Source organism: Tardiphaga sp. (assembly GCF_041424195.1).
In the GTDB taxonomy this organism is placed as follows: Bacteria; Pseudomonadota; Alphaproteobacteria; order Rhizobiales; family Xanthobacteraceae; genus Tardiphaga.
Map to the genome: position 1 here is coordinate 1 of NZ_JBGMOE010000231.1, position 26,202 is coordinate 26,202.

The following is a 26,202-nucleotide window of genomic DNA, read 5'->3' on the forward strand; positions in this document are numbered from 1 at the left end:
GCCGGCGTGAAGATGGACTTCAAGGGCGAGATCGTTGAGGAATCCTTTATCCCGCTCGGCACGCTCGACTTCCAGGCCGAACTCTCGAAGATCGCATCGATGAAGCCTGACGCCGTGCTCACCTTCATGCCGGGCGGCATGGGCGTGAACCTCGTCAAGCAGTACAAGCAGGCCGGTCTGCTCGACCGCATCCCGTTCCTGTCGACCTTCACCGTCGATGAATCGACTCTGCCCGCTCAGCAGGATGCGGCGATCGGCATGTTCGGGGGCTCGAACTGGGCACCCAATCTCGATACACCGCAGAACAAGAAGTTCGTGGCGGAATACGAGAAGGCCTATAACAGCGTGCCGGCGACCTACGCCTTCCAGTCCTATGACGCGGCGATGCTGATCAACAGCGCCGTCACTGCCGTGAAGGGTGACCTCTCGGACAAGGCCAAGGTGGCTGCAGCCATGAAGAAGGCTGACTTCCCGTCGATACGTGGCAGCTTCAAGTTCAGCAACAACGGCTATCCCGTTCAGGACTTCTTCCTGACCAAGGTCGCCAAGCGCGCTGACGGCAAGTTCCAGACCGAGATCGTCGAGAAAGTGTTCTCGAACTATGGCGATCACTACGCCAAGGACTGCGCCGCGCAGTAACCGCCCTGGCGATCACTCATCACCGGGCCGTTGCCGCGAAGGCGGGACGGCCCGGTGTTTTATCGGCCCGTGTTTATCTCAGTATAGAAACCAAGTTATCTGATGACCCTCACGCTTGCCCTCGTCCAGATCCTGAACGGCCTGCAGTTCGGATTGATCCTGTTCCTGATCGCCGCCGGCCTGACGCTGGTGTTCGGCGTCATGGACTTCATCAATCTTGCACATGGCGTGCAGTACATGGTCGGCGCCTATCTGGTCGCCGCCTTCACCGCCATGACCGGCAGCTTCGTCGCCGGCCTTGCACTGGCATTGCCTGCCGCCCTGATTTTCGGGCTGCTGCTGGAGGTCCTGATCTTTCGACATCTGTATGATCGCGACCATCTCGATCAGGTACTCGCGACCTTTGGCGTCATCATCTTCCTCAATCAGGCCGTCAAATACATCTGGGGCGCAGCGCCGCTGAACGTCGCGATCCCCGATGCACTATCGGGCGCGATCGAGATTACCGACGGCATGCTGTATCCGGTGTGGCGCCTCGTCATCATCGCCGTCGGTCTGGCCGTTGGTCTCGCGCTGTATCTCGTCGTCAATAAAACCAAGCTCGGCATGCTGGTGCGCGCCGGCGCCAGCAATGCGGCCATGGTCTCCGCACTCGGCGTCAATATCCGCCTGCTGTTCACCATCGTGTTCGGCGTCGGCGCCATGCTCGCGGGCTTTGCCGGCGCCATGGTGGCCCCGATCCTTTCGGTCGAACCAGGCATGGGCGACAATGTGCTCATTCTGGCCTTCGTGGTCATCGTCATCGGCGGCATCGGCTCGATCCGCGGCGCCTTCATTGCGGCACTGCTGATCGGCCTCGTCGATACGCTCGGACGTTTCTTCGCGCCGACGCTGCTCAAGCTGCTGCTCGACCCCGCCGCAGCCAGCCAGACCGGCCGCGCCGTTGCGCCGATGCTGATCTACATCCTGATGGCTGCGGTTCTGTTCTTCCGGCCATCCGGCCTGTTCCCGTCCAAGCAGTAACGGGAGCGAACCATGAACAATCTCGTCGACCTCGGCGCCCCAGCTACCCCTGCTCTCGTAACGCCGCCCCGAGCCAGCCGTGCTTATGTGCTGCCGTTGATCGTGTTCGCGATCTTCGCCCTTGTGCCGCTCTCCGCGCTGTGGGGCTCGCAGAGCTTCATCCTCGCGCTGGTCACGCGCATCATGATCCTGGCGTTGGCCGCCATGTCGCTCGATCTGTTGATCGGCTACGGCGCCATGATCTCGTTCGGTCATGCCGCCTATGTCGGCCTCGGCGCCTACAGCGTCGCGATCCTGGCCAGCCATGGAATCACCGACGGCTTCATCCAGCTCGCGGTGGCGCTCGGTGTCTCGCTCATCTTCGCTCTCTTCACGGGCGCAATCTCGCTGCGGACCAAGGGCGTCTACTTCATCATGATTACGCTGGCTTTCGGCCAGATGCTGTTCTTCCTTGGCACCTCGCTGGCAGCCTATGGGGGCGATGACGGGCTGACGCTTGCCTCGCGCAGCGTGTTCCTCGGCTCGAAGTTCATGAAGAACGACGTGGCGATGTATTATGTCGCTTTCGGTGTGCTGCTCGGCGCCTATCTCCTGCTCCGCGCCCTCGTCGCGTCGCGTTTCGGCCGGGTGCTGCGCGGCATTCGCGAGAATCCGGTACGCATGGAAGCGATCGGCTTTGCGCCCTATCGCTATCAGCTCACCGCCTATGTCATTGCCGGCATGATCGCCGGTGTGTCAGGCTTTCTGCTCGCCAACCAGACCGAATTTGTCAGCCCGGCCTATGCGACCTGGCAGCGCTCCGGCGACCTGATTTTCGTGCTTGTCCTTGGCGGCCTCGGCTCGTTGCATGGCGCCATCATCGGCGCAGCCGTGTTCAGCCTGCTGGCGGATATCCTGTCGCATTACACCGAGAACTGGGCACTGATCTTCGGACCCATCCTGATCCTCGTCGTGCTCTACGCACGCGGCGGCATCACCGGACTGTTCTGGAGCAAGTCATGAGCCAAACCATGAGTAAAGCACCGCTTCAGCTGCAGAACATCTGCAAGAACTATGGCGCGCTGCGCGTCACCGACGATGTGTCGCTGAATATCGAGGCCGGCGAGTTGCACGCCATCATCGGCCCCAACGGTGCCGGCAAGACCACACTGATCCACCAGATCTCCGGCCACGCACAATCGGACTCCGGCCGTATCATCTTTGACGGTCAGGACGTCTCGCATTTGCCGATGGCAGAGCGCGCGCGGATGGGGCTGGTGCGCTCGTTCCAGATCACTTCGATCCTGCCGCGTTTCTCGGCGCTGGAGAACGTCGCGATCGCTGTTCAGGCACGCAGCGGATCGAGCTTCAGCTTCTTCGGCGATGCGTCGAAGGAGCCCGCGCTGAACGACACCGCCATGGCGCTGTTGTCGCGCTTCGGCCTCGCCCCACGTGCAAGCATGCTGGCCGGACAGATGTCGCATGGAGAGAAGCGCCAGCTCGAAATCGCCATTGCACTGGCGGCGAAGCCCAAGCTGCTGTTGCTCGACGAACCACTTGCCGGCACCAGCCACGATGAATCGCAGCGGCTGATCAACACGTTGCAGGAGCTGCGCAAGGAGCTTCCCATCGTGCTGATCGAGCACGATATGGACGCAGTGTTCGCACTGGCCGACCGCGTCTCGGTGCTGGTTTATGGCCGCATCATCGCGTCCGGCTCGCCGCAAAGCATTCGCGACAATGCGGAAGTCCGCGCTGCCTATCTCGGCGAGGAGGCCGCCTGATGCTCTCGGTCTCAAATCTCCAGGCCGCTTACGGCGCGGCCAAGGTGTTGTTCGATATCTCGCTCACCATCAATGCCGGCGAGGTCGTCACCCTGCTCGGCCGCAACGGCATGGGCAAAACCACGACCATCAACGCCATTATGGGCTTGATCCACCCGACCGGCGGCACCGTTACCTTCGACGACAAGCCGATGGCAGGTCTGCCCTCCTATCGCATCGCCCAGGCAGGGATAGGCCTCGTTCCGGAAGGTCGCCAGATCTTCCCGACGCTCACTGTGGAGGAAAACCTGGTCGCTACCGCCGCCGTGCGTCATCCACCGGCGCGCTGGACGCTGGACAAGATCTACGAGCTGTTTCCGCGCCTCAAGGAACGCCGCAGCAATCTCGGCACGCAGCTGTCCGGCGGCGAGCAGCAGATGCTGGCGGTTGGTCGCGCCCTGATGACCAACCCGAAGCTGCTCATTCTCGATGAGGCCACCGAAGGCCTCGCGCCACTCATTCGCCTTGAAATCTGGAATTGCCTGAAGAAGCTCAAGGCCGAGCGTCAGTCCATTCTGGTCATCGACAAGAATGTCGATGCACTCGCCGGCTTCGCCGATCGTCACGTGGTGATCGAAAAAGGCCGCGTGGTGTGGACCGGCACATCCGAACAACTGAAGAGCGACTCCACCGTGAAGGACCGTTTCCTCCACGTTTGATCAACTGTTTTCGAGTACCACCCGACGCGTCGTAATGCGTGACCCAAGGAAGGACCAACCATGAAAACCGAGATCGCCGGCATCACTCGCGCCAATGAAGGCATGCAGGGCATCACCTGGAACATCCTCGGCCAGACCTATGTGCCGAAGAACTGCACCGAGGATTCGTTCTCGTGGCACGCCACTTTCCCGCCCGGCACCTTCGTGCCGCCGCATATCCATCCGGACCAGGATGAGTATCTCTACATCCTCGAAGGCAAGCTCGACTTCTTCCTGGGTGGCTCAGAGACCTCGGCGACCCCGGGTGATCTCGTGCGCCTGCAGCGCGGCATTCCGCACGGCATCTTCAACAAATCGGACCAGAACGCCAAGGTGTTGTTCTGGGTGTCGCCGAGCCGCCGGCTCTATGACCTGTTCTGGGCGATCCACAACATGAAGGAGCAGAAGCCCGAGGACGTTGTGGCGCTTGCTGCCGAATACAACATCCACTTCCTGCCGCCGCCTCCCGGCGCGTAACACGGCTCCTCGTTCAGGCCACATACCAGCATCGACGGGATGGCCGGGCTTGTCTCGGCCATCTACGTATTTGAGCCCTTTAAAACGTAGATGCCCGGGACAAGTCCCGGGCACGACGAACACGAAGTGTCAGTTTGTGGCGCGCTAGTTACCCGTTCACTACGGCAAGTCCCGGCGAGGCCGCAAAGCCGGCCTTGTGCGCATAGCCCTTCACGATGGCTTCGCGCTGCGCGTAGCTCAGTACGTTCTCGACATTGTCGAAACCATCCGGCGCGATCTGCTCGACCGCATCGATAACGCCTTCCGGGCCACCACGACGGTTGGAGCGCACGATCTCCGCGGTCATCGGCAGGCGCTTGCGCTCATAGGCCATCAGCGCCTGGCGGGGATGTTCGGCATGCGCCAGCGAATCGGCCAGCGCGCGCGCATCGAGGATCGCCTGCGATGCGCCGTTGGAGCCGACCGGATACATCGGATGCGCGGCGTCGCCGAGCAGCGTGACGCGCCCACCGGACCAATATGGCAGGGGGTCGCGATCACAGCAGGGATATTCCCAGAACTCCGGCGTCGCCGTAATCAGCGCGGGCACGTCGATATGCGGCACGTTGAAACGCGCCACATGCGGCATCAGTTCTTCGCGCTTGCCGGGCCGCGACCAGTCCTCGCGGCGTGGCGGCAGTGTGCCACCCTCGCCGGTCTTCACCAGCACAGCCCAATTCGTCAGCCGGTTGCCCGGCGTCTCCCCCTCTGCGATCGGGTACACCACGACCTTGGCGTGGAGGCCGCCGGCGACGATCATCGAATTGCCGGTAAGGAAGGCCGGCCAGTCGCGCGCGCCGCGCCACAGCATCAGGCCATTCCAGATCGGATGCCCCTCGTTCGGGAACAGCGTGCTGCGCACCTTGGAGTGGATGCCATCGGCGCCGATCAGGATATCGCCGCGTGCGGTCTCGACATGACTGTTGTTGCGATCGAAGAAATAGGCCGTGACGCCGCCTTCGTCCTGCGTGAAGTGACCGAGCCGACGACCGGTATGAATCGCCTCCGTGCCAAGGCGCTCTTCCACCGCACGATGGATCGCACTCTGCAGGCGGCCGCGATGGATCGAGAATTGCGGCACGTCGTGGCCGGCACCGAAGCCACGCTTCTCGCGCCAGACTTCCTGCCCGTGACGGTTGAGGTAATGCAGCTCATCGGTGCGGATCGCCACCGCATCAAGCCTATCGAGCAGACCGAGCCCGGCGAGTTCGCGGATCGCGTGCGGCAGCGTGTTGATGCCGACGCCGAGTTCGCGGATTGAATCAGCCTGTTCGTAGAGTTCGCAATTGATGCCCCGCGCCCGCAGCATCAAGGCGGTGGTCAAGCCGCCAACGCCACCGCCCACGATGATTGCCTTCATCAGCTCAACTCCACACAACATGCTTGGCGTAGGATGGCTCGAGCGTCTTCGCGAAACCCATCACCACACAGATCAGGATCGATGGGTTTCGCTGCGCTCTACCCATCCTAAAAATATGCTCAATAGCCTCGCATGCCCAGTCATTCAGCTGCAAGTGGCTTGGCGGTCTCCGCCCGCATCTCGGCGCGGGTCTTCGGCTTAGCCTTAATTTTCAGGTCTTCGAAATCCTGCTTGTCTCTGACGCTGTTACGGAAAATCTGATCCTTGCCGGGCATATATTGCGGCGGGCAATAGGCCTCCTTTGCACCATACCAGGCAGCAGCCTTGATGGTGAAGGACGGATCGGTGAGATGCGGACGGCCAAGCGCCACAAGATCGGCGCGGCCGGCGGCCAGGATCGTGTTGACCTGATCCGCACTGGTGATGTTGCCGACGCACATGGTGGCGACGCGCGCCTCGTTGCGGACCTGATCCGAGAACGGCGTCTGGAACATGCGGCCGTAGATTGGGCGTGACTCTTTCACCGTCTGCCCCGTCGAGATATCAGCGAGGTCAACGCCGGCTTCGGCGAAAGCGCGCGCGATTTCCACGGCATCATCGCCGGTGTTGCCACCTTCGGCCCAATCGGTCGCCGAGATACGCACCGACATCGGTTTGTGCGCCGGCCATGCCGCACGCATGGCAGCGAACACTTCAAGCGGGAAGCGCAGACGGTTCTCCAGCGAACCGCCATATTCATCGGCGCGCTTGTTGGTGAGGGGCGACAGGAAGCTTGCCAGCAGATAGCCGTGTGCGGTGTGCATTTCGAGCATGTCGAAACCACAGCGATCGCCGCGGATCGTAGCAGCTACGAACTCCGCCTTCACACGATCCATGTTGGCGCGATCGATTTCCGCAGGCACCTGGCTGTCCGGATAATATGGCAACGGCGACGCCGAGACGATATCCCATGCACCATCGGCCAGCGGGCGGTCCATGCCGTCCCACATCAGCTTGGTCGCCCCTTTGCGGCCGGCGTGGCCGAGCTGCAGGCAGATCTTGGCGGCGGACGTGTTGTGCACGAAATCGACAATGCGCTTCCACTGCGCTTCCTGCTCGTCGGTCCAGAGTCCCGCACAGCCAGGCGTGATACGCGCATCGCGGCCGACACAGACCATTTCGGTGAAGACGAGACCGGCGCCGCCGATGGCGCGCGAGCCGTAATGCACCAGATGGAAATCGTTCGGCACGCCCTCTTTCGCCGAATACATGCACATCGGCGATACCACGGCGCGGTTGGCCAGCACCATGTCGCGCATCTTGAACGGCTGGAACATCGGCACCTCGGGCTTCGCGACATCGACGTCGAAGCCCTGTGCCTTCACCTTCTGGGCAAACGACTTGTCGACTTCCTTGACGAAGTCCGGCGCGCGTAGCGTCAGGTTATCATAGGTGATCGCCTTGGCGCGGGTCATGACGCCGAAGGCGAACTGCACGGGGTCGAAATCCCAGAAACGATCGACGTGTTCGAACCAGACCAGCGAGACATCCGCCGAGTGCTGGATCTTCTCGACCTCCTCGCGGCGGCCATGCTCGTAGTCGTGCAACCCGGCCTCGACAGTCGGCGCCTTCGCCATCGCATCATGCAGCGCGATGGCATCTTCCATCGCCAGCTTGGTGCCGGAGCCGATGGAGAAATGCGCGGTCGCCTTGGCGTCGCCGAGCAACACCATATTGTCCTTGACCCAGCGCTTGTTGCGGATCATCGGGAAATTGCGCCACATCGAGCGATTGATCAGCAGCTTGTGCTCGCCAAGGAATCCCTTGAAGATATCGTGCATCCGATCGGCGGATTCCTGCTCGCCGAGGCCTTCGAGGCCAGCGCGCTTGAAGGTCTCCGGATCGGTCTCGAAGATCCAGGTCGAGCGGCCTGCTTCATATTGATAGGCGTGCGCGATAAACGGACCCCACTCGGTTTCCTGGAACAGGAAGGTGAAGGCATCGAGCGGCTTGGTCGAGCCCATCCAGGTAAACTTGTTGGAGCGCAGATCCACTTCGGGCGCGAAGTGCTCGATATACTTGTTGCGGAAGTGGCTGTTGATACCATCTGCAAGCACGATCAGATCGGCATCGGCGAAACGCGCTTCGTCGGTGATATCGACTTCGAACAGCAGATGGACGCCGAGTTCGCGGGCGCGGTCCTGCAGGATCATAAGCAGCGTTCGGCGCGAGCAACCGCAGAAGCCGTTGCCACCGACGCGGTGCACGGTACCGCGGAAGTGCACGGCGATGTCGTCCCAGTAAGCAAATTCCTGGGTGATGCGCTGATAGCTCGGGAGGTCGTATTTCTCGAAATTGTCGAGGGTGGCGTCGGAGAACACCACGCCGAAGCCGAAGGTGTCGTCGGGACGGTTGCGCTCATAGACGGTGATCTCTGCCTGCGGCCGCTGCTTCTTCAGCAGGATCGCAGAATAGAGGCCCGCCGGCCCGCCACCGATAATCGCGATCTTCATGACAGCCTCCGCAGTCGTGCCTGGATGGAGATATTTTAAACCTAAAACAATTCCTGGCAAGCCTGACAAACCGGCAATTCGCAAGCCTTGATGCACATCAAGTTATCACAGTGACCGGCGCGCTCGCGCCCGATCCAGCATATTGAGGGCCTCAATTACCCTCGAACTTCGGCTTCTGCTTGTTCGCAAAGGCATGGAACGCCCGGGCAAAATCCTCAGTCGTCATGCACAGCGCCTGCGCCACGGCTTCGGCTTCAATCGCCTCTTCCACTGACATCGCCCATTCCATCGACAGCATGCGCTTGGTCATGGTGTTGGCATAGGTCGGCCCCTCGGAAATCTGCTTGGCCAGCGTCTGCGCCTGGTCCAGCACTTCCGCCGGCGCAACGATACGGCTGAAGAAGCCCCAGCGCTCGCCCTCCTCGGCGCTCATGAAGCGGCCGGTATAAAGCAGTTCCGAGGCACGGGACTGGCCGATAATGCGCGGCAGGATCGCGCAGGCGCCCATGTCGCAGCCGGCGAGGCCTACCTTGTTGAACAGGAAGCCGACCTTGGTGCCGGTCGCGGCCACCCGCATATCGGAGGCCATCGCCATGATGGCACCAGCACCGGCGCAGATGCCTTCCACTGCCGCCACGATTGGCTGCGGACAGGCACGCATCGCCTTGACCAGATCCCCGGTCATGCGCGTGAAGGCGGTGAGATCCTTGGTGTTCATCTCGATCAACGGGCCGATGATTTCGAACACATCGCCGCCCGACGAAAAATTGCCACCGGCGCCGGTGACGACCACGACCTTGACCTCATCGTCCATTGCGCAGGCGCGGAAGAAATCTGTCAGTTCGCGATAGCTTTGAAACGTCAGCGGATTCTTGCGCTCGGGGCGGTTCAGCGTGACCGTCGCGATCCCATCGGCCACGGCCAGCAGAAAATGCTCGGGCTTGAACTCGGCCAGCGGCAGCGTGACGGGATTGGCGACCTTGTTCTTGACCATGACAGACATGTTGGCTCCCTGAAGACAGTTCGGTTCTTGTTGTTGCGTATCGATCAGACTTCGCCGCCGGCGACGACGATGCTCTGTCCGGTAATCGAGCTGGCGCCCGCGCCGCATAGCCACAGCACCGCGTCGGCGACTTCGCCAGGCGTCACCAGGCGGCCCTGCGGATTATGCTTGGCCAATTCGGCAACAGCTTGTTCGCGCGTACGGCCGGTCTTGCTCATGATATTGTCGATGCTGCCTTCGAGCAGATCGGTTTCGGTAAAGCCCGGACAAACGGCGTTGACGGTGACGCCACTCTTGGCGACTTCCAGCGCGACCGAGCGCACCAGACCGATGACGGCGTGCTTCGCAGCGCTATAGGCGCTGACATAGCCGTAGCCCTTGAGGCCAGCCGTCGAAGCAATAGCAACGATGCGGCCACTCTTGCGCTTGACCATCTCCGGCAGCACGGCCTGCGTCGCATAAACGACGCCCATGAAATTGACATCCATCATCCGCTGGAACAGCGCAGCATCCGACTTCACGAAAGGCGCGGATTCCGCGGCACCCGCGTTGGCGACCAGAATGTCGATTGGCTGGCGTTGTGCGGCATCCGCAATTGCGGCATCCAGCACGGCCTGATCGGACACATCGGCGGCAATCGCGTGATGCGCGTCTCCGGCCGTGACGACCTCATTCAGTACTGCGAGGTTGCGGCCCATGACGGTGACGGTCACACCGGCCTGTACCAGTGACGCCGCAATGGCGCGGCCAATGCCGCGGCCGCCGCCGGTCACCAGGGCGTGGGAGGAGCGAGACAATCCGGACATGCGTGACCTTCCGCAGGCTCTCCATGAGCCCTTCGGATATTATTTTAGACTTCAAGCTTTTGCAAGAAAGCGGCCCGCGCGGGCTGGCACTAGCGAATCCGGCGGAGCGTATCCGAGGGACTCTCGCCATAGCGGGCCCGATAGACGCTGGCCATCCGGCTCGGATGGGTGAAGCCGAGATCGAAGGCCATATCGATGACACGTTCGCCAGGCGCAGCCCGCAGCAGCCGCGCGTTCAAATGCGTCAGCCTGATATCGAGCAGCGCATCGGAAATCGACATACCGAAATGCTTCTGGAAGCCCATCTGCAGCGACCGTATCCCGATGCCTGCCGCGCGGGCGAGCCGACCGAGATCGAGCGGTTCGGCGGCATGGGCTTCGAGATAGTCCCGGGCCTTCCTCAACACGGCGGGCAGCGGGCCAAGGCGCGCAAGGGTACGGTCGATGGTGTCAGTGAGGCTGTGACGCTGGCCCGTGAGCAAAAGTCCGATCACGGAGTCACGCAAGGTTGCCGCCATCATCGGCGAGATCTGCTGCCCGGGCCCGCGATGCTCCGCGAGATCAACGAGGTATTCGATCTGGGACCGGATCGCGAGGCCGAACGGCGTGTTCAGATCGACTTGCGGATTGAACTCAATGACCGCTCCGGATCTCTCCGCCAGTGCCGCTGCGCGCTCTTCCACCAGCCGCCGTTCGACCAGCAGGATCAGCTTGGCGCAATCGTCTTGCCAGACCATCTTTGTCGGCATGGTCGGCGACAGCAAGGAGGCGATACGCCCTGCCGACGCCTCGATCGTCCGGCCACCCGTGTTGATGCGGGCACCGCCATGCACCGGGATCTGCAGCAGGAAGAAGCGATCGAGGCAGCCGGGATCGATTGATACCGACCCGCCATAGGAGACGTAGTTGACGGAGAAGCCATCGAACGCCGCACAATTGTGGAGCGCGTGAAAATCCGGCCACGAACGCTGCAAGGGATCGAGCGCATGCGGACAGAAAATACGCCCGATCGAGTCGGCGGCCTCGTCGATATCCCTGGTGAAAACGCGAGAGAACGCCGCAAGCCTTGCGGCGCGGGCCGGCTGGGCATTCCCTGATACGGCTGCGTCCAACACCATGGTCCGATCGCCTGCATTATTTGAAGCCTAGACTATCCATGTCCCGTCACGCCGCATAGCCGCCGGTGCGCCGCAAATATTGCCGTGCTGCACAACGAATACGCAGGCCAGCGCCTTCCAAAGAGAAGTGTGCAGCGCAGCGAGCCCCCTTCCCTGCACCGGCAATTATTTCGTCGTTTGGATAGCGGATTCGTTCAACGGCTAGAGACAGACACCAAGGCCACGCAGCATCATTGCAGACGAGAAACCCAAGGGAGCAGGACCATGGCGGCACTTGAAAAAGGCATTACCCAGAACGGCACCGGATATAACGGCACCACGTGGAATATCCTCGGACAGGTCTATTTCCCCAAGGCCGTCACCGACTCCACCTTTGCCTTCGAGACCAACAGCGATCCCGGCCAGTTCGTGCCGGTGCATATCCATCCGACCCAGGAAGAATTCATCCTGGTGCAGGAGGGCATTCTCGACCTCAAGCTCGACGGCCAGTGGGTCCGTGCCCATGCCGGCGATCTGGTCCGTCTGCCCCGCGGCATTCCGCATGGCTATTTCAACAAGTCGGACAAACCGGCTCGCGCACTGTTCTGGGTCTCACCGACACAGAAGCTCGAAGCCCTGTTCAAGCAATTGCACAATATGAGCGACATCGAAGCCATCGTCCGCGTCTCTGCCGAGCATGAAGTGAACTTCCTGCCGCCGGAAGCCAACGACTAGGCCTCGCCGACCGAATTTCACCTTCACCTATCGCAGACGTTCCGCGCAGACACCTGTCTGCGCGCTCGAACCCGCACGCTTGCGATTCACAGCCGGATTCAACAGGAGACTAGCCATGGTCAAGCAGAAGAGTGTTTGCGTCATCGGCGCCGGCATTGCCGGCCTGGCCGCCGCAAAATCCTTTGTCGCGCGCGGCCACAAGGTAACCGTGCTGGAGCGCAGCGGCGATCTCGGCGGCGTCTGGGAACCGGCGCGATCCTATCCGGAGGTGCAGACCCAAAGCCCGAAGGAACTCTATCGCTTTACCGACAAGCCGATGCCGACCAACTATCCGGAATGGCCGAAGGGACCGCAGGTCCATGCCTATCTCACAGACTATGCACGCGACTATAATCTGATCCCGCTGATGCGGTTCAACACCACCGTCATCAGCATGAATCGGCGCGGCGACGGCCTGCCCGGCTGGACCCTGGAAACGCGCGATGTCGCTGGCAACACCGCGTTTGAAACATTCGATTTCGTCGCGATCTGCACCGGACAATTCAACGAGCGCAAGGAATTGCATCATCCCGGCGAGGACGCGTTCAAGGCTGCCGGCGGCGTGATCCTGCATTCAGCGGAGCACACGGATTCATCCCTCGTCAAGGGCAAGAAGGTCGTCGTACTCGGCGGCTCGAAATCAGCCACCGACATCGCCGTGCATTCGGTCAATGCCGGCGCCAGCGCTGTGACCTTCGTCTATCGCGAGCCGGTCTGGCGCATTCCCTATTTCATCGGCGGTCTGATCAACTTCAAGCGCATCCTCTATATCCGCGCGCAGGAGGAGATGTTCCGCGGCTGGGGATTGAGCGCGCTGTCGAAGCTCAACCATGCCATCGCCAGGCCCTTCATCTGGGCCAACTGGCGCGGGCTGGAGGCGATGCTGAAGGCGCAGCTCAAGCTGAAGAAATGCGACATGGTGCCGGAAGGACGTATTGAGGACGGCATCAACTGCTCGGTACCGATCGCGACACCGAACTTCTTCCCGATGGTCGCCGACGGGCGCATCAAGGCGATCCGCGGCACCTTCGATCACTATGACGGGCAGACCATCGTGATGTCAGGCGGCCAACGCGTCGAGGCCGATGTTGCTGTGCTCGCCATCGGCTTCAAGCTCGGCGTGCCATTCCTGCCGCAGGACTATCGCGACAAGTTGATCCAGTCTGACGGGCAGTATCGGCTTTATCGCGTGATTGCCAATCCGGACCTGCCGGACATGGGTTTTGTCGGATTCAATTCCAGCTTCTGCTCGGTGCTGACAGCCGAAATGGCCGCCAACTGGCTGGTGCGCTATGCCGACGGTAAGCTGGCGAAGCAGCCGACGGCCGCCGAGATGCACGCCGATATGGACAAGATGCTGCATTTCAAGCGCGTCGAACGTCCAGCCGCCGGTGTCTATGGCGGACTGTGTGTGGCGCCTTATCACTTCAAGCATTTCGACGAACTGCTCGACGACATGGGCGCCACCAGCAAGCGGCGCGGCGCGCTGGTGGAGAAGTTCACGCCGCCGGATGCCGACGCCTATGCCCGGTTCCTCGCCTCCGCGCCGAACTACAAAGCGGACGCGACAGCCGCGTAGATTATGAGGCGAGCCGCGATCGGCTCGCCTGATCGATTTACTTCGATTGCGCGTCCTTGATCAGTTCGCGGCCGATGATGACCTTCTGCACTTCGGTGGCGCCTTCATAGATGCGCAGCGCGCGGATCTCGCGATACAGCTCCTCGACCTTGACGCCGGACTGTACACCCATGCCACCGAAGATCTGCACGGCGCGGTCGATCACTGTCTGTGCCGCTTCGGTAGCAAACATCTTGGCCATGGCGGCTTCACGGGTGATGCGCGCAGCACCCTGATCCTTGGTCCAGGCCGAACGATAGACAAGTAGTGCCGAGGCATCGATGGACGTGGCCATTTCCGCGAGCCCCGCTTGCGTGAGCTGCAGATCGCCCAGCGTGTGGCCGAACATCTTTCGCGTGACAGAGCGATGCAGCGCTTCATCGAGCGCGCGCCGTGCGAGACCGAGCGCTGCTGCACCGACCGTCGAGCGGAACACGTCGAGTGTCGCCATAGCCACCTTGAAGCCTTCGCCGTCCTTGCCGATACGGTTTGTCACCGGCACGCGGCAATCCTCGAATTTCAGCGTCGCCAGCGGATGCGGCGCGATCACGTCGATTCGTTCCGCAATCGTGAAACCAGGCGTATCCGCATCGACGACGAAGGCGCTGATGCCGCGCGCGCCGGATTCGCCGGTGCGCAGGAAGACGACATACTGGTCGGCAATGCCGCCATTGGAGATCCAGGTCTTGAGGCCGTTGATGCGGACATGATCCGGACCATCAGGCACCGCAGTCGTTGTCATCGCAGCGACATCCGAACCGGCATCGGGCTCCGACAATGCAAACGCTGCAATCGCCTCGCCACTGCCGACGCGTGGCAGGTAGCGCGACTTCAGAGCTTCGGAGCCGAACAGGCTGATCGGTCCTGTGCCGAGTCCCTGCATCGCGAACGCGAAGTCGGCGAGACCCGTTTCATAGGCCAGCGTCTCGCGGATCAGACATAGGGAGCGTACGTCGAATGTCGGATACATCCCGCCATGGCTTGCCGGCACCGCCGCACGCAACCACCCGCCATCACCCAGCGCCTTCACCAGACGCTTGCAGGAGCCATCGACGTCATGGTGATCGACCAGACCAGGCAACGTCGCCTTTGCCCAGCGCGACAGGCCTGTGGCCAGTTCGCGATGATGGTCCTCGAAAAACGGCCAGGACAAAAATGACTGATCGGACATGGCTTCCTCCCTGGATGCATCGGCAATCGATATTGTTTTAAACCTAAAGAAATTTCGGACAAGTGCGATTGCGTACGGGTCATCGTCCGAGACGTCCTCGGGGTCACAACATGGCCAAGCGACGCAGGCAAAATATCCGGCTCGGAGACTTGATCGGCTATAACGCGATTGCCTTTCGAACAGGCAGTCGATGACCCTTTAAGTCTAAAACTATCGCTTTTCATATATCTCGGACATGCTAGGATTGTGCTTGTCCGACAGCACAGGAGGCCTATGCGTGCCAAATTCTGCAGCCCTGACGACGAAGGACGGCCGCTTCGGTTTTGAAGCCAAAGGCGATTCCGCAGCGACACCGCTGGTGTTTCTGCATGGGATCGGCGGCGCGGGCCGCGGCTGGCGCAACCAGATCGACAGGTTCGGCGACCGCTATTACGCCATCGGCTGGGATATGCCGGGCTATGGCGGCTCGGCGCAGCTGCCCGCGCCAAGCATCCCGGCTTTCGCCGAGGCGCTGAAGGATTTTCTCACACAGATCGGCGCCAGGAAGACGGTGCTGGTCGGCCATTCCATTGGCGGCATGATCGTGCAGCGTTTCATGGTCGATTATCCCGAACTCGCCGGCGCCGTGGTGCTGGCACAGACCACGTCGGCCTTCGGCAGCTCCGATGGCGAATGGCAGAAGAACTTCATCGATGCGCGGCTCGGCCCCCTCGACCGCGGCGAGACCATGGTGTCGATGGCGCCGAAGCTGGTGGCCGGCCTGATCGGCGACGATCCGGATCCTGCCGGCCTTGAACTCGCGCGCGACTGCATGGCCTCCGTGAAGCCTGAGACCTATCGCGCCTCCATGAAGGCGATGATCGGCTTCGACCTCCGCAAGGAGCTCGCCAATATCAAGGTCCCGACGCTGCTGCTGTCCGGCTCAAAGGATAACAACGCGCCTGCCAAGACCATGGCCAAGATGGCGACCTTTGTGCCCGGTTCGACCTATGTCGAGCTCGAGGGCGTCGGCCATCTCGCCAGCTTCGAACGTCCGCACGAATTCAATGAAGTACTCGCCGACTTCCTCAAAACCAGCCACAATCTTTCGGGGTCATCCTCATGAACAAGCCTGCCAGCAAGCCCGACCTCGACAGCATCGTCCTCGACAAGCCGATGTTCGATCCGAAGGCCTATCGTCTCGATGACGAACAGGCCGGCTTGATCACCAAGGCGCGCGAGCTGGCACAGACCAATTTCGCCGGCCGCGCGGCGAAGTGGGATACCGAGGCCACCTTCCCGCTGGAGAATTACAAGGACCTGCACAAGGCAGGTCTGCTGGGCATCTCGATCCCGAAAGCCAATGGCGGCTCGGGCGCCGGCTATCAGACCTATTCCCTCGCGGCGGCCGAAATCGGCCGCTATTGCGGCGCCACCGCGCTGACCTGGAACATGCATGTCTGCTCGACGCTGTGGTCCGGCCCGCTTGCCGATGACCTCGACATGGATGATCAGATGCGCGCCGAGCAGCACCGCCGCCGCGCCATCCACTACAAGCGCATCGTCGAAGACGGCGCGATCTATTCGCAGCCGTTCTCCGAAGGGGGCGCAGCGGCCGCCGGCGGCGTTGCATTCGGCACCGAAGCCAGGCCCGTCGAGGGCGGCTGGATCGTCAATGGCAAGAAGATCTTTGCGTCGCTGTCGGGTTTCGCAGATTACTACGGCGTGCTGTGCACCGAAGTCGCCGAGGGCGAAAAGGCTTCGCGCCGCAACACCCTGTATCTGGCGATCTCGGCAAAGTCGGAAGGCGTTTCGGTCGTTGGCGACTGGGATCCGCTCGGCATGCGCGGCACGGTCTCCCGCACGCTGATCTTCAAGGACGTGTTCGTTCCGGAGGATGCAGCACTGATGCCCCGCGGCGTCTACTTCCAGGCTGCGATGCGCTGGCCGCACATGTTCCTGACGCTGTCGCCAACTTACGTTGGTCTCGCGCAGGCATCGTACGATTTCACCGTGAAGTATCTGCGCGGCGAAATCCCGGGTATGCCGCCGGTCAAGCGCCGCATGTATCCGACCAAGCAGATCGCCGTGGCGCAGATGCAGATCAAGCTCGAGCAGCTCAAGTCGACCTGGTTCCAGGCCGTAACCGAAGCCTGCGCCAATCCATCGAAGGAACAGGTGCTGCGCGCCTACGCCGCCCAATATACCGTGATGGAAGGCGCCAATGAGCTTGCCGCGCTGGCGATCCGCACCTGCGGCGGTCAGGCGATGCTGAAGACCCTGCCGCTTGAGCGCATCTATCGTGACAGCCGCTGCGGCGCGCTGATGCTGCCCTGGACCGCCGAACTCTGCCTCGACCGCATTGGCCGTGAGGCACTCTACGAGGCCGGCGAGAAAGACGAGTAATCGTGGATCTCTCCAGCCTCATCGCCCGCAACGCCGCGTTCACGCCGGACAAATCCGCGATTCATTTCGAGGGTTCGACGCTTAGCTACGCTGCGTTCCATGCGCGGATCGAAGCGACGGCGAAGGCGTTGAAGGCGGAATGCGGTGTGGGTCGCGGCGATCGCGTCGCGATCCTGAGCCTCAACCGGCCGGACTATCTCGTCCTGCTCTACGCCTGCGCCCGGCTCGGCGCGATCATGGTGCCGCTGAACTGGCGCCTCGCGGTCGCCGAGCAGTCGTTCATCCTCTCAGACGCATCGGTGAAGGTGCTGGTGCTGGAAGAAGGCTTCGCGGCGATCCTGCCGCAGCTCGCCAAGGATCTGCCGGACACTCGCGTCATCGCACTCGACTTCACGCCGCCCGCGCCCGGACAGACCTTTGATGCCCTGCTGGCGCGCGCATCGGGCGATGGCCGCAACCCGCATACCGACCTCTCCTGCCCGATGCTGATCGTCTACACGTCGGGCACCACCGGTCGTCCGAAAGGCGCCGTTCTGCGCCAGGAAGCGCTGCTGTGGAACGGCGTGATGAGCCAGCACATGCATGGCCTCACCTCCGACGACCATGTGCTGACGGTACTGCCGTTCTTCCATGTGGGCGGCCTCAACATCCAGACGACGCCGGCACTGCATCACGGCGCCACCGTCACGATCCATGCCCGCTTCACGCCGGACTCGACACTGGCAACCATCACCAACGACAGGCCGACGCTGACGGTGCTCGTGCCCGCAACCATTCAAGCCGTTAGCGAACATCCCGCATGGGCGACAACGGACCTGTCATGCCTCAAGGCCGTCTCGACCGGCTCCAGCATTGTGCCCCCACATCTGATCGAGCGCCTGACGGCACGCGGCATTCCCGTGCTGCAGGTCTATGGTTCGACCGAGACCTGCCCGATCGCGGTCTATACGCGACTCGGCGGCGACCAGTCGCGCACGGGATCGACGGGTTTGCCCGGCCTTTGCTGTGAAGCCATGATCATTGACGACGGTGGCAATGAGCTTCCCGCCAAGGCTACCGGCGAGATCGCCGTGCGCGGCCCCAACGTATTCTTCGAATACTGGGGCAACGAGGCTGCGACGCGCGAAGCGTTGTCTGACGGCTGGTATCGCACCGGCGATATCGGCACGCGCGACGATGACGGTTATTTCTGGGTCCATGACCGCAAGAAGAACATGATCATTTCCGGCGGCGAGAACGTCTACCCCGCCGAGGTCGAACGTGTGCTGCTCGAACATCCCGATGTCGCCGATTGCGGCGTTGTCGGCGTGCCCGATCCCAAATGGCAGGAAGTGCCCGTTGCCTATGTCCTCCTGCGACCGAATTGCAGCGTGAGCGCCGAGGCGCTGAAGGCCCATGTTCTGACGCAGCTCGCGCGCTACAAGCAGCCACGCGACATCGTATTCGTCACAGACCTGCCGCGCACCGCGCTTGGCAAGGTGCAGCATTTCAAACTGAAGCAGAATACAGAGGTCTCTACGTGAGGCCGCAAACTCGATGCCTCATGGTGAGGAGGCGCTCTTGCGCCGTCTCGAAGCATGAGATGTTCATCCAGCATTCGGCCCATCCTTCGAGACGCGCGCAAGTGCGCGCTCCTCAGGATGAGGTCGTGTATGTTGTTCTGCTAGAATTGAAGAAGGTTAGACCATGAAGATCGCAGTATTGGGTGGCGGCAACGGTTCATTCGCAGCCGCAGGTGACTTCGCACTGCAGGGCCACGATGTTCGCCTGTGGCGCCGCGACGCCGAGGCTGTGGCCGAACACAAGAAGGCCGGCTCGCGCATCAAGGTCAAGAATGCGCAGGGCACGCACGATACCCAGCTGACGCTGGTAACGACCGATATCGCCGAAGCCATCAAGGACGTTGAACTGATCCTCTGTCCCGCGCCTGCCTTTGCGCAGCCAGATATCGCCAGGCAGATCGCTCCGCACCTCAAGGACGGCCAGGTGGTCTATCTGCCGCCAGCGACCTTCGGCTCGATGATCTTCGCCAAGGCTGCGCATGACGCCGGCAACAGGGCCAAGGTTGCCTTCGCCGAGACCGGCACATTGCCCTGGCTCGCGCGCAAGCATGGCCCGTTCGAGGTCGCCATCACCATCCGCGCCAAGCGGCTGCCGACCGGCGTGTTTCCGCTGGATATGATGGACTATGCCTGCAAGGTGATCGACAAGGCCTTCCCCGGCGTGATCGAGCCCTGCGGCGATGCACTGTCCGGCGCACTGATGAATGCCGGCCCGATTATCCATCCGCCATTGATCGTGATGAATGCCGGGCCGCTCGAGCATTTCCCGACCTGGGACATCCACAAGGAAGGCACGCAGCCGGCGATCCGCCGCGTCACCGACCAGCTCGACGCCGAGCGCATCGCGATCCGCGAGGCCTTCGGCTACAACGGTACGCATTTCCCGCTGGCGGACCACTACGCCAAGGAAGGCGAAGAGTGGATGTATGGCCGAGGTTCGCATGACCGCCTGACTGACTCGGGGGACTGGCGCGAGCACATCGTGCTCACCGAGCATCGCTACATGCGCGAGGACCTGCGCACGGGCCTGTCGTTCTTCCTGTCCTGCGCCACCCTCGCCGGCGTCGAGACGCCGCTGGTCAAGGCATTCCTCGCCATCGGCGGTGCGATCTGCGGCGAGAACTTCCTTCAGGGCGGCCGCACGCTTGCAAGCCTCGGCTTCGGCGATCTCGATCAGGCCGGCCTGCTGAAGCTGCTGCGCGAAGGCTTTGCCGCATGAGCGCAGCCGCAGGTTCTCTGCCCGCCATCGCATGTCTCGGCGCGGGTCGCATGGGGCGCGGCATTGCCGTCGCCTTTGCGTATGCGGGCCACAATGTCGCGATCGTCGACTTCAAGCCGCGCGACGCCGACAAGTTCAAGGCACTGGAAGCCGAGGCACTGGGCGAGATCCGCAAGACCTTCGCCAGTATGGCGCGGTTTGGCCTGCTGACCGAAGCCGATATCGAGACATTGGTGGCACGCGTCAGTGTCGTGCCGGAAGCTGATGCCGGTGCTGCGCTCAGCAGTTCGGCGATCATTTTCGAAGGCGTGCCGGAAGTACTTGACCAGAAGCGTGAAGCATTGGGGCGCGCGTCAAAGCTCGCAGGCCCCTCGCCGATCATCGCGTCGACCACATCGACCATCCTCGTCGACGACATTTCCAGCGCCGTCGACCATCCCGAGCGCTTCCTCAATGCGCATTGGCTGAACCCGGCCTATCTCGTGCCGCTGGTCGAAGTCTCGCCCGGGGCCAGGACAGATCCCGCGATCACCGCGCGGGTGAAGGAGATGCTCGAAGGCATCGGCAAGGTGCCTGTCGTGTGCTCGGTCTCGCCCGGTTATATCGTGCCGCGGATCCAGGCGATGGCCATGAATGAAGCCGCGCGTATGGTCGAGGAAGGCGTCGCCAGCCCCGAGGATATCGACAAGGCCATCAAATATGGCTTCGGATTCCGCTTTGCGGTGCTGGGTCTGCTCGAATTCGTCGATTGGGGCGGCGGCGATATTCTGTATTACGCCAGCAAGTATCTCACCGGCGCGCTGAACAACGATCGCTACGCATCGCCGGAGATCGTCGGCCGCAATATGGCCGACGGCAAGATCGGCCTCAAGACCGGCGAAGGCTTTCTCAATTATGAGGGGCTCGATGTCGATGCCTATCGCGAAGGGCGACTGTCGGCGTTCGTGGATTTGCTGAAGCACTTCCAGTTGCAGAAGCCGCCGGTTTTGTAGCGACTGCGAACTCGGCCCCTCATCCTGAGGAGCCGCACACTTGCGCGGCGTCTCGAAGGATGGCCGCACATCCATTCATGGTTCGAGACGGCGCCGAAGAAGCGCCTCCTCACCATGAGGGCTGAGTGTTTGATAGCTGTCTTTACACTTCCGGGAAGCCCCGCAGCAGATAGCTGCGCAGCCAGTGCAGCAGGCTGTTCAGGATCAGGCCGAGCATCGAGATCATGATCAGCGGCACGAACATGTCCACGGTCTGGAACGTGCGCGCGGCCTGCACCAGCATGTGACCGAGGCCATCTGTCGAAGTGATCATTTCGGCGAGAAACACCACGATGCAGGAGATCACCAGGCCGATGCGACAGCCCGTCAGGATTGACGGCATCGCGGCCGGCAGCACGACCTTGAACAGGATCTGCCAGCGCGGCGTACCTGCGGCCATCGCCGACCAGATCAGCTTCTGCTCGACCATCGACGCGCCGTAATAGGTCGAGAGCAGGATCGGGAACAGCGCGTCGGCAGTGACCAGCGTGATCTTGGAGGCGTGGTCGAAGCCGAGGATCAGCAGCAGTGCCGGATAGAGCGCGATCTTCGGGATCGGCGCCAGCACGCGCACCAGCGGCTTGACGACGGCGTTGACTGCCGGGCTCACGGCTGCGGCGAGACCGATGAACACGCCGACGACCACGGCGATGCCGAAGCCGGCGAACAGCCGGATCAGCGTCGCGGCGATATCGTGCAGGAAGTCGCCGGTGAAGAAATCTTTCGCCAGCTTTCCGAACACGGCGCCCGGCGGCGGCAACAAGCTCGTCGGCGCGAAGCCGAACGAGATCAGCGACTGCCACAGCGCCAGAAACAGCACGATCGGCGTGATGCCCAAAAGAACCGAATTGATGCGCGTCTGGGTCATGTGGCGCTCACGTAAAGCTGAGAGGCATGTCGTCGCGCGGCTGCGACCAGCGCACCAGCGACAGGCGAAGCTTCTCGAAGGCCGCATCGAAGACGATGCCCATGGCGCCGATGATCAGGATCATCGCAAACACCGTGTCGTATTGCGCCATGTCGAGCGAATTGAACAGGATATTGCCGGCGCCGGACTGGCGCGCGATCATCTCGGAGGTGATCATGGTGATCAGCGCCAGCACGAGGCCGGTGCGGCAGCCCGTGAGAATTTCAGGCAATGCTGCGGGCAACACGATGCGCAGCATGCGCATCGGCGCCGACATGCCCATCGCAGCACCCGACCAGAGCATCTTTTCTTCGACGGCCTTGGAGCCCTGGAAGGCGTGGTAGATGATTGGCAGGCTGACGCCGAGGAAGATGACGAGGATCTTGGAGACGTCGCCAACGCCCATCCACAGCATGATAATGGGCATCAGCGCTGCCTTTGGCACCGGATAGATGATCATCATCAGCGGATTGAAAAAGGCCGCGACGGCCTTGATGCGCCCCATCAGCAAACCGAGCGGGATCGAAAACATCACCGCAAGCACGAGTCCGATGGCCATACGACGGATCGAATCGAGAATGTTCAGCAGCGATCCCTTGTCGCCGAGGATCGACGGAATGGCCTTGATGGCCTCCAGCGCCGTTGGGAAGCTTTCGGTATCGAGCCGCAACGAAGCAATCTGCCAGACACACAGCAGGCCGATGCAGGCGAACAGCGGCGACAATGTCTTGAGCACGCCGCGCGCGGTCATCACAGATGGTCCTTGCCGTCGTCGATCATCTTCTCGATATCGACGATGTATTTCTGGAAACGTGCATCGAGCAAGAGATCGGCGCGCTTGCGCGGCCGCGGCAGATCGATATCGACGATCTCCTTGATCGAGCCCGGCGAGCGCGACATCACGATCACCTTGTCGGAAAGATAGACGGCTTCCTCGACTGAATGCGTCACGAACAGCACCGTCTTGCGCTGGCGGTCCCAGATGTCGAGCAAATCGTTCTGCAGCCGCGTGCGGGTATGCGCATCGAGCGCGCCGAACGGCTCGTCCATCAGGAGAACAGCGGGATCATAGGCCAGCGTGCGCGCGATCGCGACGCGCTGCTTCATGCCGCCGGAGAGTTCTTTCGGATAGAAGTTCTCGTAGCCCTTGAGGCCGACCATTTCCAAGAGCTTGCGGCCCCGCGCTTCCGCTTCGGCCTTCTTCACGCCCTGCTGGCGCAGGCCATACATGACGTTGCCGAGTACGTTCTTCCACGGGAACAGTGCGAATTCCTGAAACACCGGACCGCGATCGGGACCCGGTCCCGTGATCGCCTTGCCCTTCACCTTGGCAACGCCATCTGTCGGCTGCACGAAGCCGCCGACGATATAGAGCAAGGTCGACTTGCCGCAGCCTGAGGGCCCGAGGATCGAGACGAAGGCGCCGTCGTCGATGGTGAGGTTGATATCCGACAGCGCCAGATGGCTTTGTTTGCCGGAGGTCTGGAAGCGCTGCGAGACGTGATCGATCTCGATCATGGCTGAAGCGGGTTTGCGGCCGGATAAAGGTTCCGACTCGGCGTGAGCGTCCGAACGTAGCGACACCACCTGCATTCCCGGTCCTTCATTTGCCATGGACGCATTGCAATCACGACGGCCCGACTGTGTCCATCATGCTGACGGACACAGCGTAGCCGCAAACCGCAATTACTTTAAGCTTCAAATTTATGCGGGCAACGCCTTTTTGCTAGTCAGCGCCTGCTGCGAACAGGTCAGTTTCCCGCAGCAGGTCTTTGGACGTTTTCCCGGCTTCAGTCGCGGAAATACGGCTCCACGGAGCCGGTCAGCTTGATCAGCAGCGGATTGCCGTACCGGTCCTTTGCTGCACCTGCGGGCACTTTCACCCAGCCTTCGGACACGCAATATTCCTCGACATTGGTCTTCTCGGCGCCCTTGAAGCGAATGCCGACATCGCGCTGCAGCACTTCGGCATTGTAGAACGGGCTTCGCGGATCGGTGGACAGGCGATCGGGCAGATCGGCTGATGCATTGGTGTTATCGGTCATAGCAGCGCCTCGATTTTCTCTCGCAGTGATTCAGGTTTGGTGGTCGGCGCAAAACGCTCAACAACCTTGCCGGAACGGTCGACCAGGAATTTGGTGAAATTCCATTTGATCCCCGCACCCAGCAATCCGGACTTTTCAGATTTCAGGTAATTATACAATGGATGCGCGTTGGCGCCATTCACGTCGATCTTCTCAAACAATGGGAAGGTGACATGGTAATTGGCCTCGCAGAAGCTCTCGATCTGCCTGCTGTCACCGGGCTCCTGCGCGCCGAACTGGTTGCAGGGAAAGCCCAGCACGGAAAATCCGCGCGGCGCAAAATCCTGCTGCAGCTTCTCCAGCCCGGCATATTGCGGCGTGAAACCACAGGCGCTGGCGGTATTGACGATCAGCAGCACCTTTCCTTCGAACTGCTTCAGCGCGACCGGTTCGCCGGACAGCGCCTTCGCAGAGAAATCGGAGATGCCGGTCATCGCACTGATCCCTTCTCAGGCCGGAACAGGATCGCAAGGCATCGGCGGCGTGCCACCGGCCTCAATGGCTTCGCCGGCCAGCAGACACAGATCCTCGCGGTAGCGGCCCGCAACCACCTGCACGCCGGTCGGCGCGCGGCCAACGAGGCCCGTGGCCACGCTCAACGCCGGCAGGCCCATGAAGGGAATTCCAATCTGCGGCATCTGGGCGGCCCAGACTCGATCGAACGATTCCTGGCCCTGCATATCCAGATGATCCGGGAACGGCAGTTCGCCGGACATCGGCATCAGCACCACGGCATAGCGCTGCAGGAACAGCTCCCAGTCACGCACGAAGGTCGAGCGGCGCACCAGGGCACGCGAGAGACCGCCATTGTCGAAGCCGGCGAGCTTGTCCTTCTGGCCGCGCAGACAGACCAGCGCAGCGGGATCGCCCTCGCGCTCGGCCGCATCCAGCATGCCCTGATAGCCATCGCCGAACCAGATCTGCGTCTGCAGTGCCGCGGCCTCGCGCAGCGCCGGCGTGTTCTCAACTTCCTCGACGATCCACCCTGCCCGTTCCAGCCGCTTGCCGGCATCGCGCACGGCGGCTTCGACATCTGCGGTAATGGCAAGCCCGTCGGGCCGCAGACACATGGCAGCGCGCTTCTCGCGCTTGGGTCCTTCGAGCGGCGCCGGCACCCACCACGGGTCGCGCGCATCGGGCTGCGACATCGCAGCAAGTCCGAGACGGAGATCGTTGATGGTGCGCGCCAGCGGGCCGGATACTGCGGTGATCTGGCCGGAGATGATGCGCTCGGGCAGTGCCTGATTATAGGCGGCAATGCGACCGACGGTCGGACGCAGACCATGCACGCCGCAGGCATAGGCGGGATAGCGGATCGAGCCTGCGATATCGGTGCCGTGCGCAATGTGTCCGATACCGGCGGCGACCGCGCTGCCCGCGCCGCCTGATGATCCGCCGGGCGTCAGCGAGGGATCGCGCGGGTTTTTGGTATCGCCATAGAGCTGGTTGGTGGTGAACCAGCGATAGGAGAATGCCGGGCAGTTGGTGCGGCCGATGATGACGGCGCCGGCCTTCAGCAGATTGTCGATCACCGGGCTGTTGGACGTTGCGATGATCTCGTTCTGGATCCTGACGCCGTTCGATGTCGGATAGGTCGCGTAGTCGATATTCACCTTGACCGTGACGGGCACGCCGCCAAGCGGGCCGACGTCCTCTCCATTAGCAATCGCCGCATCGACGGCGTCGGCACGCTTCAGCGCTTCATCGGGCCGATGGTCAACCACTGCATTGATGGCAGGGTTCACGGCATCGAGCCGTGCGAGACCCGCAACGGTCGCCTCTTTGGCAGACACCTTGCGGTCGCGAATGAGTGCGGAGAGGTCAGTTGCCGACAGGCGCCAGAGATCGTTCATGCAGTGCTCCATTGCTTGTCGCTTGTTAACGCAGACGGCCGGAGATTGCCAATCGGACAAGCGCTCGCAGTCTCGCGGCGCTTGCGCGTCCGAGTTTTGCGCATTCCTTCCCGCCCCCTTGCGAGAGGGCGTGCGGAACGCCGGGTGCCCGATGCACCCCTG

Annotated in this window: 25 protein-coding genes; 13 read left to right on the top strand and 12 right to left on the bottom strand. The window is 61.9% G+C overall.

All coding sequences use genetic code 11. The annotated features are described in order from the left end of the window. From ACEK02_RS32605 to ACEK02_RS32630, 6 genes are all read left to right on the top strand, one after another. On the top strand, positions 1-639 hold a 639-nt coding region (locus ACEK02_RS32605), incomplete at its 5' end, for an ABC transporter substrate-binding protein (protein WP_371425976.1). 102 nt (positions 640-741) lie between these two features. After that, positions 742-1,662: a branched-chain amino acid ABC transporter permease gene (locus tag ACEK02_RS32610; RefSeq protein WP_371425977.1), complete on the top strand. Its 921-nt coding sequence runs from the start codon at positions 742-744 to the stop codon at positions 1,660-1,662. A gap of 12 nt (positions 1,663-1,674) precedes the next feature. Next, complete coding sequence (locus ACEK02_RS32615; protein WP_371425979.1) at positions 1,675-2,664, top strand: branched-chain amino acid ABC transporter permease; 990 nt, start codon at positions 1,675-1,677, stop codon at positions 2,662-2,664. A gap of 8 nt (positions 2,665-2,672) precedes the next feature. Continuing rightward, complete coding sequence (locus tag ACEK02_RS32620; RefSeq protein WP_371425981.1) at positions 2,673-3,425, top strand: ABC transporter ATP-binding protein; 753 nt, start codon at positions 2,673-2,675, stop codon at positions 3,423-3,425. Continuing rightward, positions 3,425-4,123, top strand: coding sequence for an ABC transporter ATP-binding protein (locus ACEK02_RS32625; RefSeq protein ID WP_089267418.1), 699 nt, complete (start codon positions 3,425-3,427; stop codon positions 4,121-4,123). Before ACEK02_RS32620 ends, ACEK02_RS32625 begins: the two co-directional genes overlap by 1 nt. A 60-nt stretch (positions 4,124-4,183) precedes the next feature. Further along, positions 4,184-4,639, top strand: coding sequence for a cupin domain-containing protein (locus tag ACEK02_RS32630; RefSeq protein ID WP_089267419.1), 456 nt, complete (start codon positions 4,184-4,186; stop codon positions 4,637-4,639). A gap of 148 nt (positions 4,640-4,787) precedes the next feature. Here ACEK02_RS32630 and ACEK02_RS32635 read toward each other — a convergent pair whose 3' ends face one another. From ACEK02_RS32635 to ACEK02_RS32655, 5 genes are all read right to left on the bottom strand, one after another. Next, the gene (locus ACEK02_RS32635; protein WP_371425984.1) at positions 4,788-6,038 is read right to left on the bottom strand and encodes a flavin-dependent oxidoreductase; all 1,251 of its coding nucleotides are present in this window, start codon (positions 6,036-6,038) and stop codon (positions 4,788-4,790) included. A gap of 140 nt (positions 6,039-6,178) precedes the next feature. After that, positions 6,179-8,530, bottom strand: coding sequence for a bifunctional salicylyl-CoA 5-hydroxylase/oxidoreductase (locus ACEK02_RS32640; RefSeq protein WP_371425986.1), 2,352 nt, complete (start codon positions 8,528-8,530; stop codon positions 6,179-6,181). 151 nt (positions 8,531-8,681) lie between these two features. Further along, positions 8,682-9,524 (bottom strand): enoyl-CoA hydratase family protein, encoded by an 843-nt coding sequence (locus tag ACEK02_RS32645; RefSeq protein WP_371426014.1) that lies wholly within the window; start codon positions 9,522-9,524, stop codon positions 8,682-8,684. A gap of 53 nt (positions 9,525-9,577) precedes the next feature. After that, positions 9,578-10,339 carry an SDR family NAD(P)-dependent oxidoreductase gene (locus ACEK02_RS32650; protein WP_371425988.1) on the bottom strand — a complete coding sequence of 254 codons (762 nt, stop codon included), beginning with the start codon at positions 10,337-10,339 and terminating at the stop codon, positions 9,578-9,580. An 89-nt stretch (positions 10,340-10,428) separates the two neighbouring features. Then, positions 10,429-11,457, bottom strand: a complete 1,029-nt coding sequence (locus ACEK02_RS32655) for an AraC family transcriptional regulator (protein ID WP_371425990.1) — start codon at positions 11,455-11,457, stop codon at positions 10,429-10,431. Between the two features lie 264 nt (positions 11,458-11,721). On the opposite strand from ACEK02_RS32655, the gene ACEK02_RS32660 reads away from it, so the two are divergent. Then, complete coding sequence (locus tag ACEK02_RS32660) at positions 11,722-12,171, top strand: cupin domain-containing protein (protein WP_175367248.1); 450 nt, start codon at positions 11,722-11,724, stop codon at positions 12,169-12,171. Positions 12,172-12,286: 115 nt separating this feature from the next. Further along, positions 12,287-13,789 carry a flavin-containing monooxygenase gene (locus ACEK02_RS32665; protein ID WP_371425993.1) on the top strand — a complete coding sequence of 501 codons (1,503 nt, stop codon included), beginning with the start codon at positions 12,287-12,289 and terminating at the stop codon, positions 13,787-13,789. 37 nt (positions 13,790-13,826) lie between these two features. On the opposite strand, the gene ACEK02_RS32670 is transcribed toward ACEK02_RS32665, so the two are convergent. After that, entirely contained in the window at positions 13,827-14,999 is a 1,173-nt protein-coding gene (locus tag ACEK02_RS32670) for an acyl-CoA dehydrogenase family protein (RefSeq protein ID WP_371425995.1), read from the bottom strand. A gap of 277 nt (positions 15,000-15,276) precedes the next feature. Between ACEK02_RS32670 and ACEK02_RS32675 the strand changes: the two genes are divergently transcribed. From ACEK02_RS32675 to ACEK02_RS32695, 5 genes are all read left to right on the top strand, one after another. Beyond that, entirely contained in the window at positions 15,277-16,104 is an 828-nt protein-coding gene (locus ACEK02_RS32675; protein ID WP_371425997.1) for an alpha/beta fold hydrolase, read from the top strand. Further along, positions 16,101-17,384: an acyl-CoA dehydrogenase family protein gene (locus ACEK02_RS32680; RefSeq protein ID WP_371425999.1), complete on the top strand. Its 1,284-nt coding sequence runs from the start codon at positions 16,101-16,103 to the stop codon at positions 17,382-17,384. Before ACEK02_RS32675 ends, ACEK02_RS32680 begins: the two co-directional genes overlap by 4 nt. 2 nt (positions 17,385-17,386) lie before the next feature. Continuing rightward, positions 17,387-18,907 (top strand): class I adenylate-forming enzyme family protein, encoded by a 1,521-nt coding sequence (locus ACEK02_RS32685; RefSeq protein ID WP_371426001.1) that lies wholly within the window; start codon positions 17,387-17,389, stop codon positions 18,905-18,907. A gap of 163 nt (positions 18,908-19,070) precedes the next feature. After that, positions 19,071-20,165 (top strand): NAD/NADP octopine/nopaline dehydrogenase family protein, encoded by a 1,095-nt coding sequence (locus ACEK02_RS32690; protein WP_371426003.1) that lies wholly within the window; start codon positions 19,071-19,073, stop codon positions 20,163-20,165. Between the two features lie 50 nt (positions 20,166-20,215). Beyond that, a complete protein-coding gene (locus ACEK02_RS32695) occupies positions 20,216-21,157 on the top strand; it encodes a 3-hydroxybutyryl-CoA dehydrogenase (RefSeq protein ID WP_371426016.1) in 942 nt (313 codons plus the stop codon). 142 nt (positions 21,158-21,299) lie between these two features. On the opposite strand, the gene ACEK02_RS32700 is transcribed toward ACEK02_RS32695, so the two are convergent. The 6 genes from ACEK02_RS32700 to ACEK02_RS32725 form a co-directional block, all read right to left on the bottom strand. Further along, positions 21,300-22,064 (bottom strand): ABC transporter permease, encoded by a 765-nt coding sequence (locus ACEK02_RS32700; RefSeq protein WP_371426005.1) that lies wholly within the window; start codon positions 22,062-22,064, stop codon positions 21,300-21,302. 7 nt (positions 22,065-22,071) lie between these two features. Then, a complete protein-coding gene (locus tag ACEK02_RS32705; RefSeq protein ID WP_371426007.1) occupies positions 22,072-22,854 on the bottom strand; it encodes an ABC transporter permease in 783 nt (260 codons plus the stop codon). Then, a complete protein-coding gene (locus ACEK02_RS32710; protein ID WP_371426018.1) occupies positions 22,854-23,696 on the bottom strand; it encodes an ABC transporter ATP-binding protein in 843 nt (280 codons plus the stop codon). Before ACEK02_RS32710 ends, ACEK02_RS32705 begins: the two co-directional genes overlap by 1 nt. Positions 23,697-23,893: 197 nt before the next feature. Beyond that, complete coding sequence (locus ACEK02_RS32715; RefSeq protein WP_089267433.1) at positions 23,894-24,148, bottom strand: DUF3297 family protein; 255 nt, start codon at positions 24,146-24,148, stop codon at positions 23,894-23,896. Further along, the gene (locus ACEK02_RS32720; protein ID WP_371426010.1) at positions 24,145-24,621 is read right to left on the bottom strand and encodes a glutathione peroxidase; all 477 of its coding nucleotides are present in this window, start codon (positions 24,619-24,621) and stop codon (positions 24,145-24,147) included. The genes ACEK02_RS32715 and ACEK02_RS32720 overlap by 4 nt, the downstream gene beginning before the upstream one ends. A 15-nt stretch (positions 24,622-24,636) precedes the next feature. Next, a complete protein-coding gene (locus ACEK02_RS32725) occupies positions 24,637-26,040 on the bottom strand; it encodes an amidase family protein (protein ID WP_371426012.1) in 1,404 nt (467 codons plus the stop codon). Positions 26,041-26,202 lie beyond the last annotated feature (162 nt).

Bases quoted from the DNA above. Each gene is read 5' to 3' on its own strand.
- ACEK02_RS32710 (WP_371426018.1), bottom strand. From the start codon at position 23,696: ATGCAGGTGGTGTCGCTACGTTCGGACGCTCACGCCGAGTCGGAACCT.
- ACEK02_RS32620 (WP_371425981.1), top strand. From the start codon at position 2,673: ATGAGTAAAGCACCGCTTCAGCTGCAGAACATCTGCAAGAACTATGGC.
- ACEK02_RS32645 (WP_371426014.1), bottom strand. From the start codon at position 9,524: ATGGTCAAGAACAAGGTCGCCAATCCCGTCACGCTGCCGCTGGCCGAG.
- ACEK02_RS32625 (WP_089267418.1), top strand. From the start codon at position 3,425: ATGCTCTCGGTCTCAAATCTCCAGGCCGCTTACGGCGCGGCCAAGGTG.
- ACEK02_RS32655 (WP_371425990.1), bottom strand. From the start codon at position 11,457: ATGGTGTTGGACGCAGCCGTATCAGGGAATGCCCAGCCGGCCCGCGCC.
- ACEK02_RS32670 (WP_371425995.1), bottom strand. From the start codon at position 14,999: ATGTCCGATCAGTCATTTTTGTCCTGGCCGTTTTTCGAGGACCATCAT.
- ACEK02_RS32665 (WP_371425993.1), top strand. From the start codon at position 12,287: ATGGTCAAGCAGAAGAGTGTTTGCGTCATCGGCGCCGGCATTGCCGGC.
- ACEK02_RS32700 (WP_371426005.1), bottom strand. From the start codon at position 22,064: ATGACCCAGACGCGCATCAATTCGGTTCTTTTGGGCATCACGCCGATC.
- ACEK02_RS32680 (WP_371425999.1), top strand. From the start codon at position 16,101: ATGAACAAGCCTGCCAGCAAGCCCGACCTCGACAGCATCGTCCTCGAC.
- ACEK02_RS32715 (WP_089267433.1), bottom strand. From the start codon at position 24,148: ATGACCGATAACACCAATGCATCAGCCGATCTGCCCGATCGCCTGTCC.
- ACEK02_RS32630 (WP_089267419.1), top strand. From the start codon at position 4,184: ATGAAAACCGAGATCGCCGGCATCACTCGCGCCAATGAAGGCATGCAG.
- ACEK02_RS32615 (WP_371425979.1), top strand. From the start codon at position 1,675: ATGAACAATCTCGTCGACCTCGGCGCCCCAGCTACCCCTGCTCTCGTA.
- ACEK02_RS32720 (WP_371426010.1), bottom strand. From the start codon at position 24,621: ATGACCGGCATCTCCGATTTCTCTGCGAAGGCGCTGTCCGGCGAACCG.
- ACEK02_RS32690 (WP_371426003.1), top strand. From the start codon at position 19,071: ATGAAGATCGCAGTATTGGGTGGCGGCAACGGTTCATTCGCAGCCGCA.
- ACEK02_RS32660 (WP_175367248.1), top strand. From the start codon at position 11,722: ATGGCGGCACTTGAAAAAGGCATTACCCAGAACGGCACCGGATATAAC.
- ACEK02_RS32725 (WP_371426012.1), bottom strand. From the start codon at position 26,040: ATGAACGATCTCTGGCGCCTGTCGGCAACTGACCTCTCCGCACTCATT.
- ACEK02_RS32695 (WP_371426016.1), top strand. From the start codon at position 20,216: ATGGGGCGCGGCATTGCCGTCGCCTTTGCGTATGCGGGCCACAATGTC.
- ACEK02_RS32640 (WP_371425986.1), bottom strand. From the start codon at position 8,530: ATGAAGATCGCGATTATCGGTGGCGGGCCGGCGGGCCTCTATTCTGCG.
- ACEK02_RS32705 (WP_371426007.1), bottom strand. From the start codon at position 22,854: ATGACCGCGCGCGGCGTGCTCAAGACATTGTCGCCGCTGTTCGCCTGC.
- ACEK02_RS32650 (WP_371425988.1), bottom strand. From the start codon at position 10,339: ATGTCCGGATTGTCTCGCTCCTCCCACGCCCTGGTGACCGGCGGCGGC.
- ACEK02_RS32635 (WP_371425984.1), bottom strand. From the start codon at position 6,038: ATGAAGGCAATCATCGTGGGCGGTGGCGTTGGCGGCTTGACCACCGCC.
- ACEK02_RS32610 (WP_371425977.1), top strand. From the start codon at position 742: ATGACCCTCACGCTTGCCCTCGTCCAGATCCTGAACGGCCTGCAGTTC.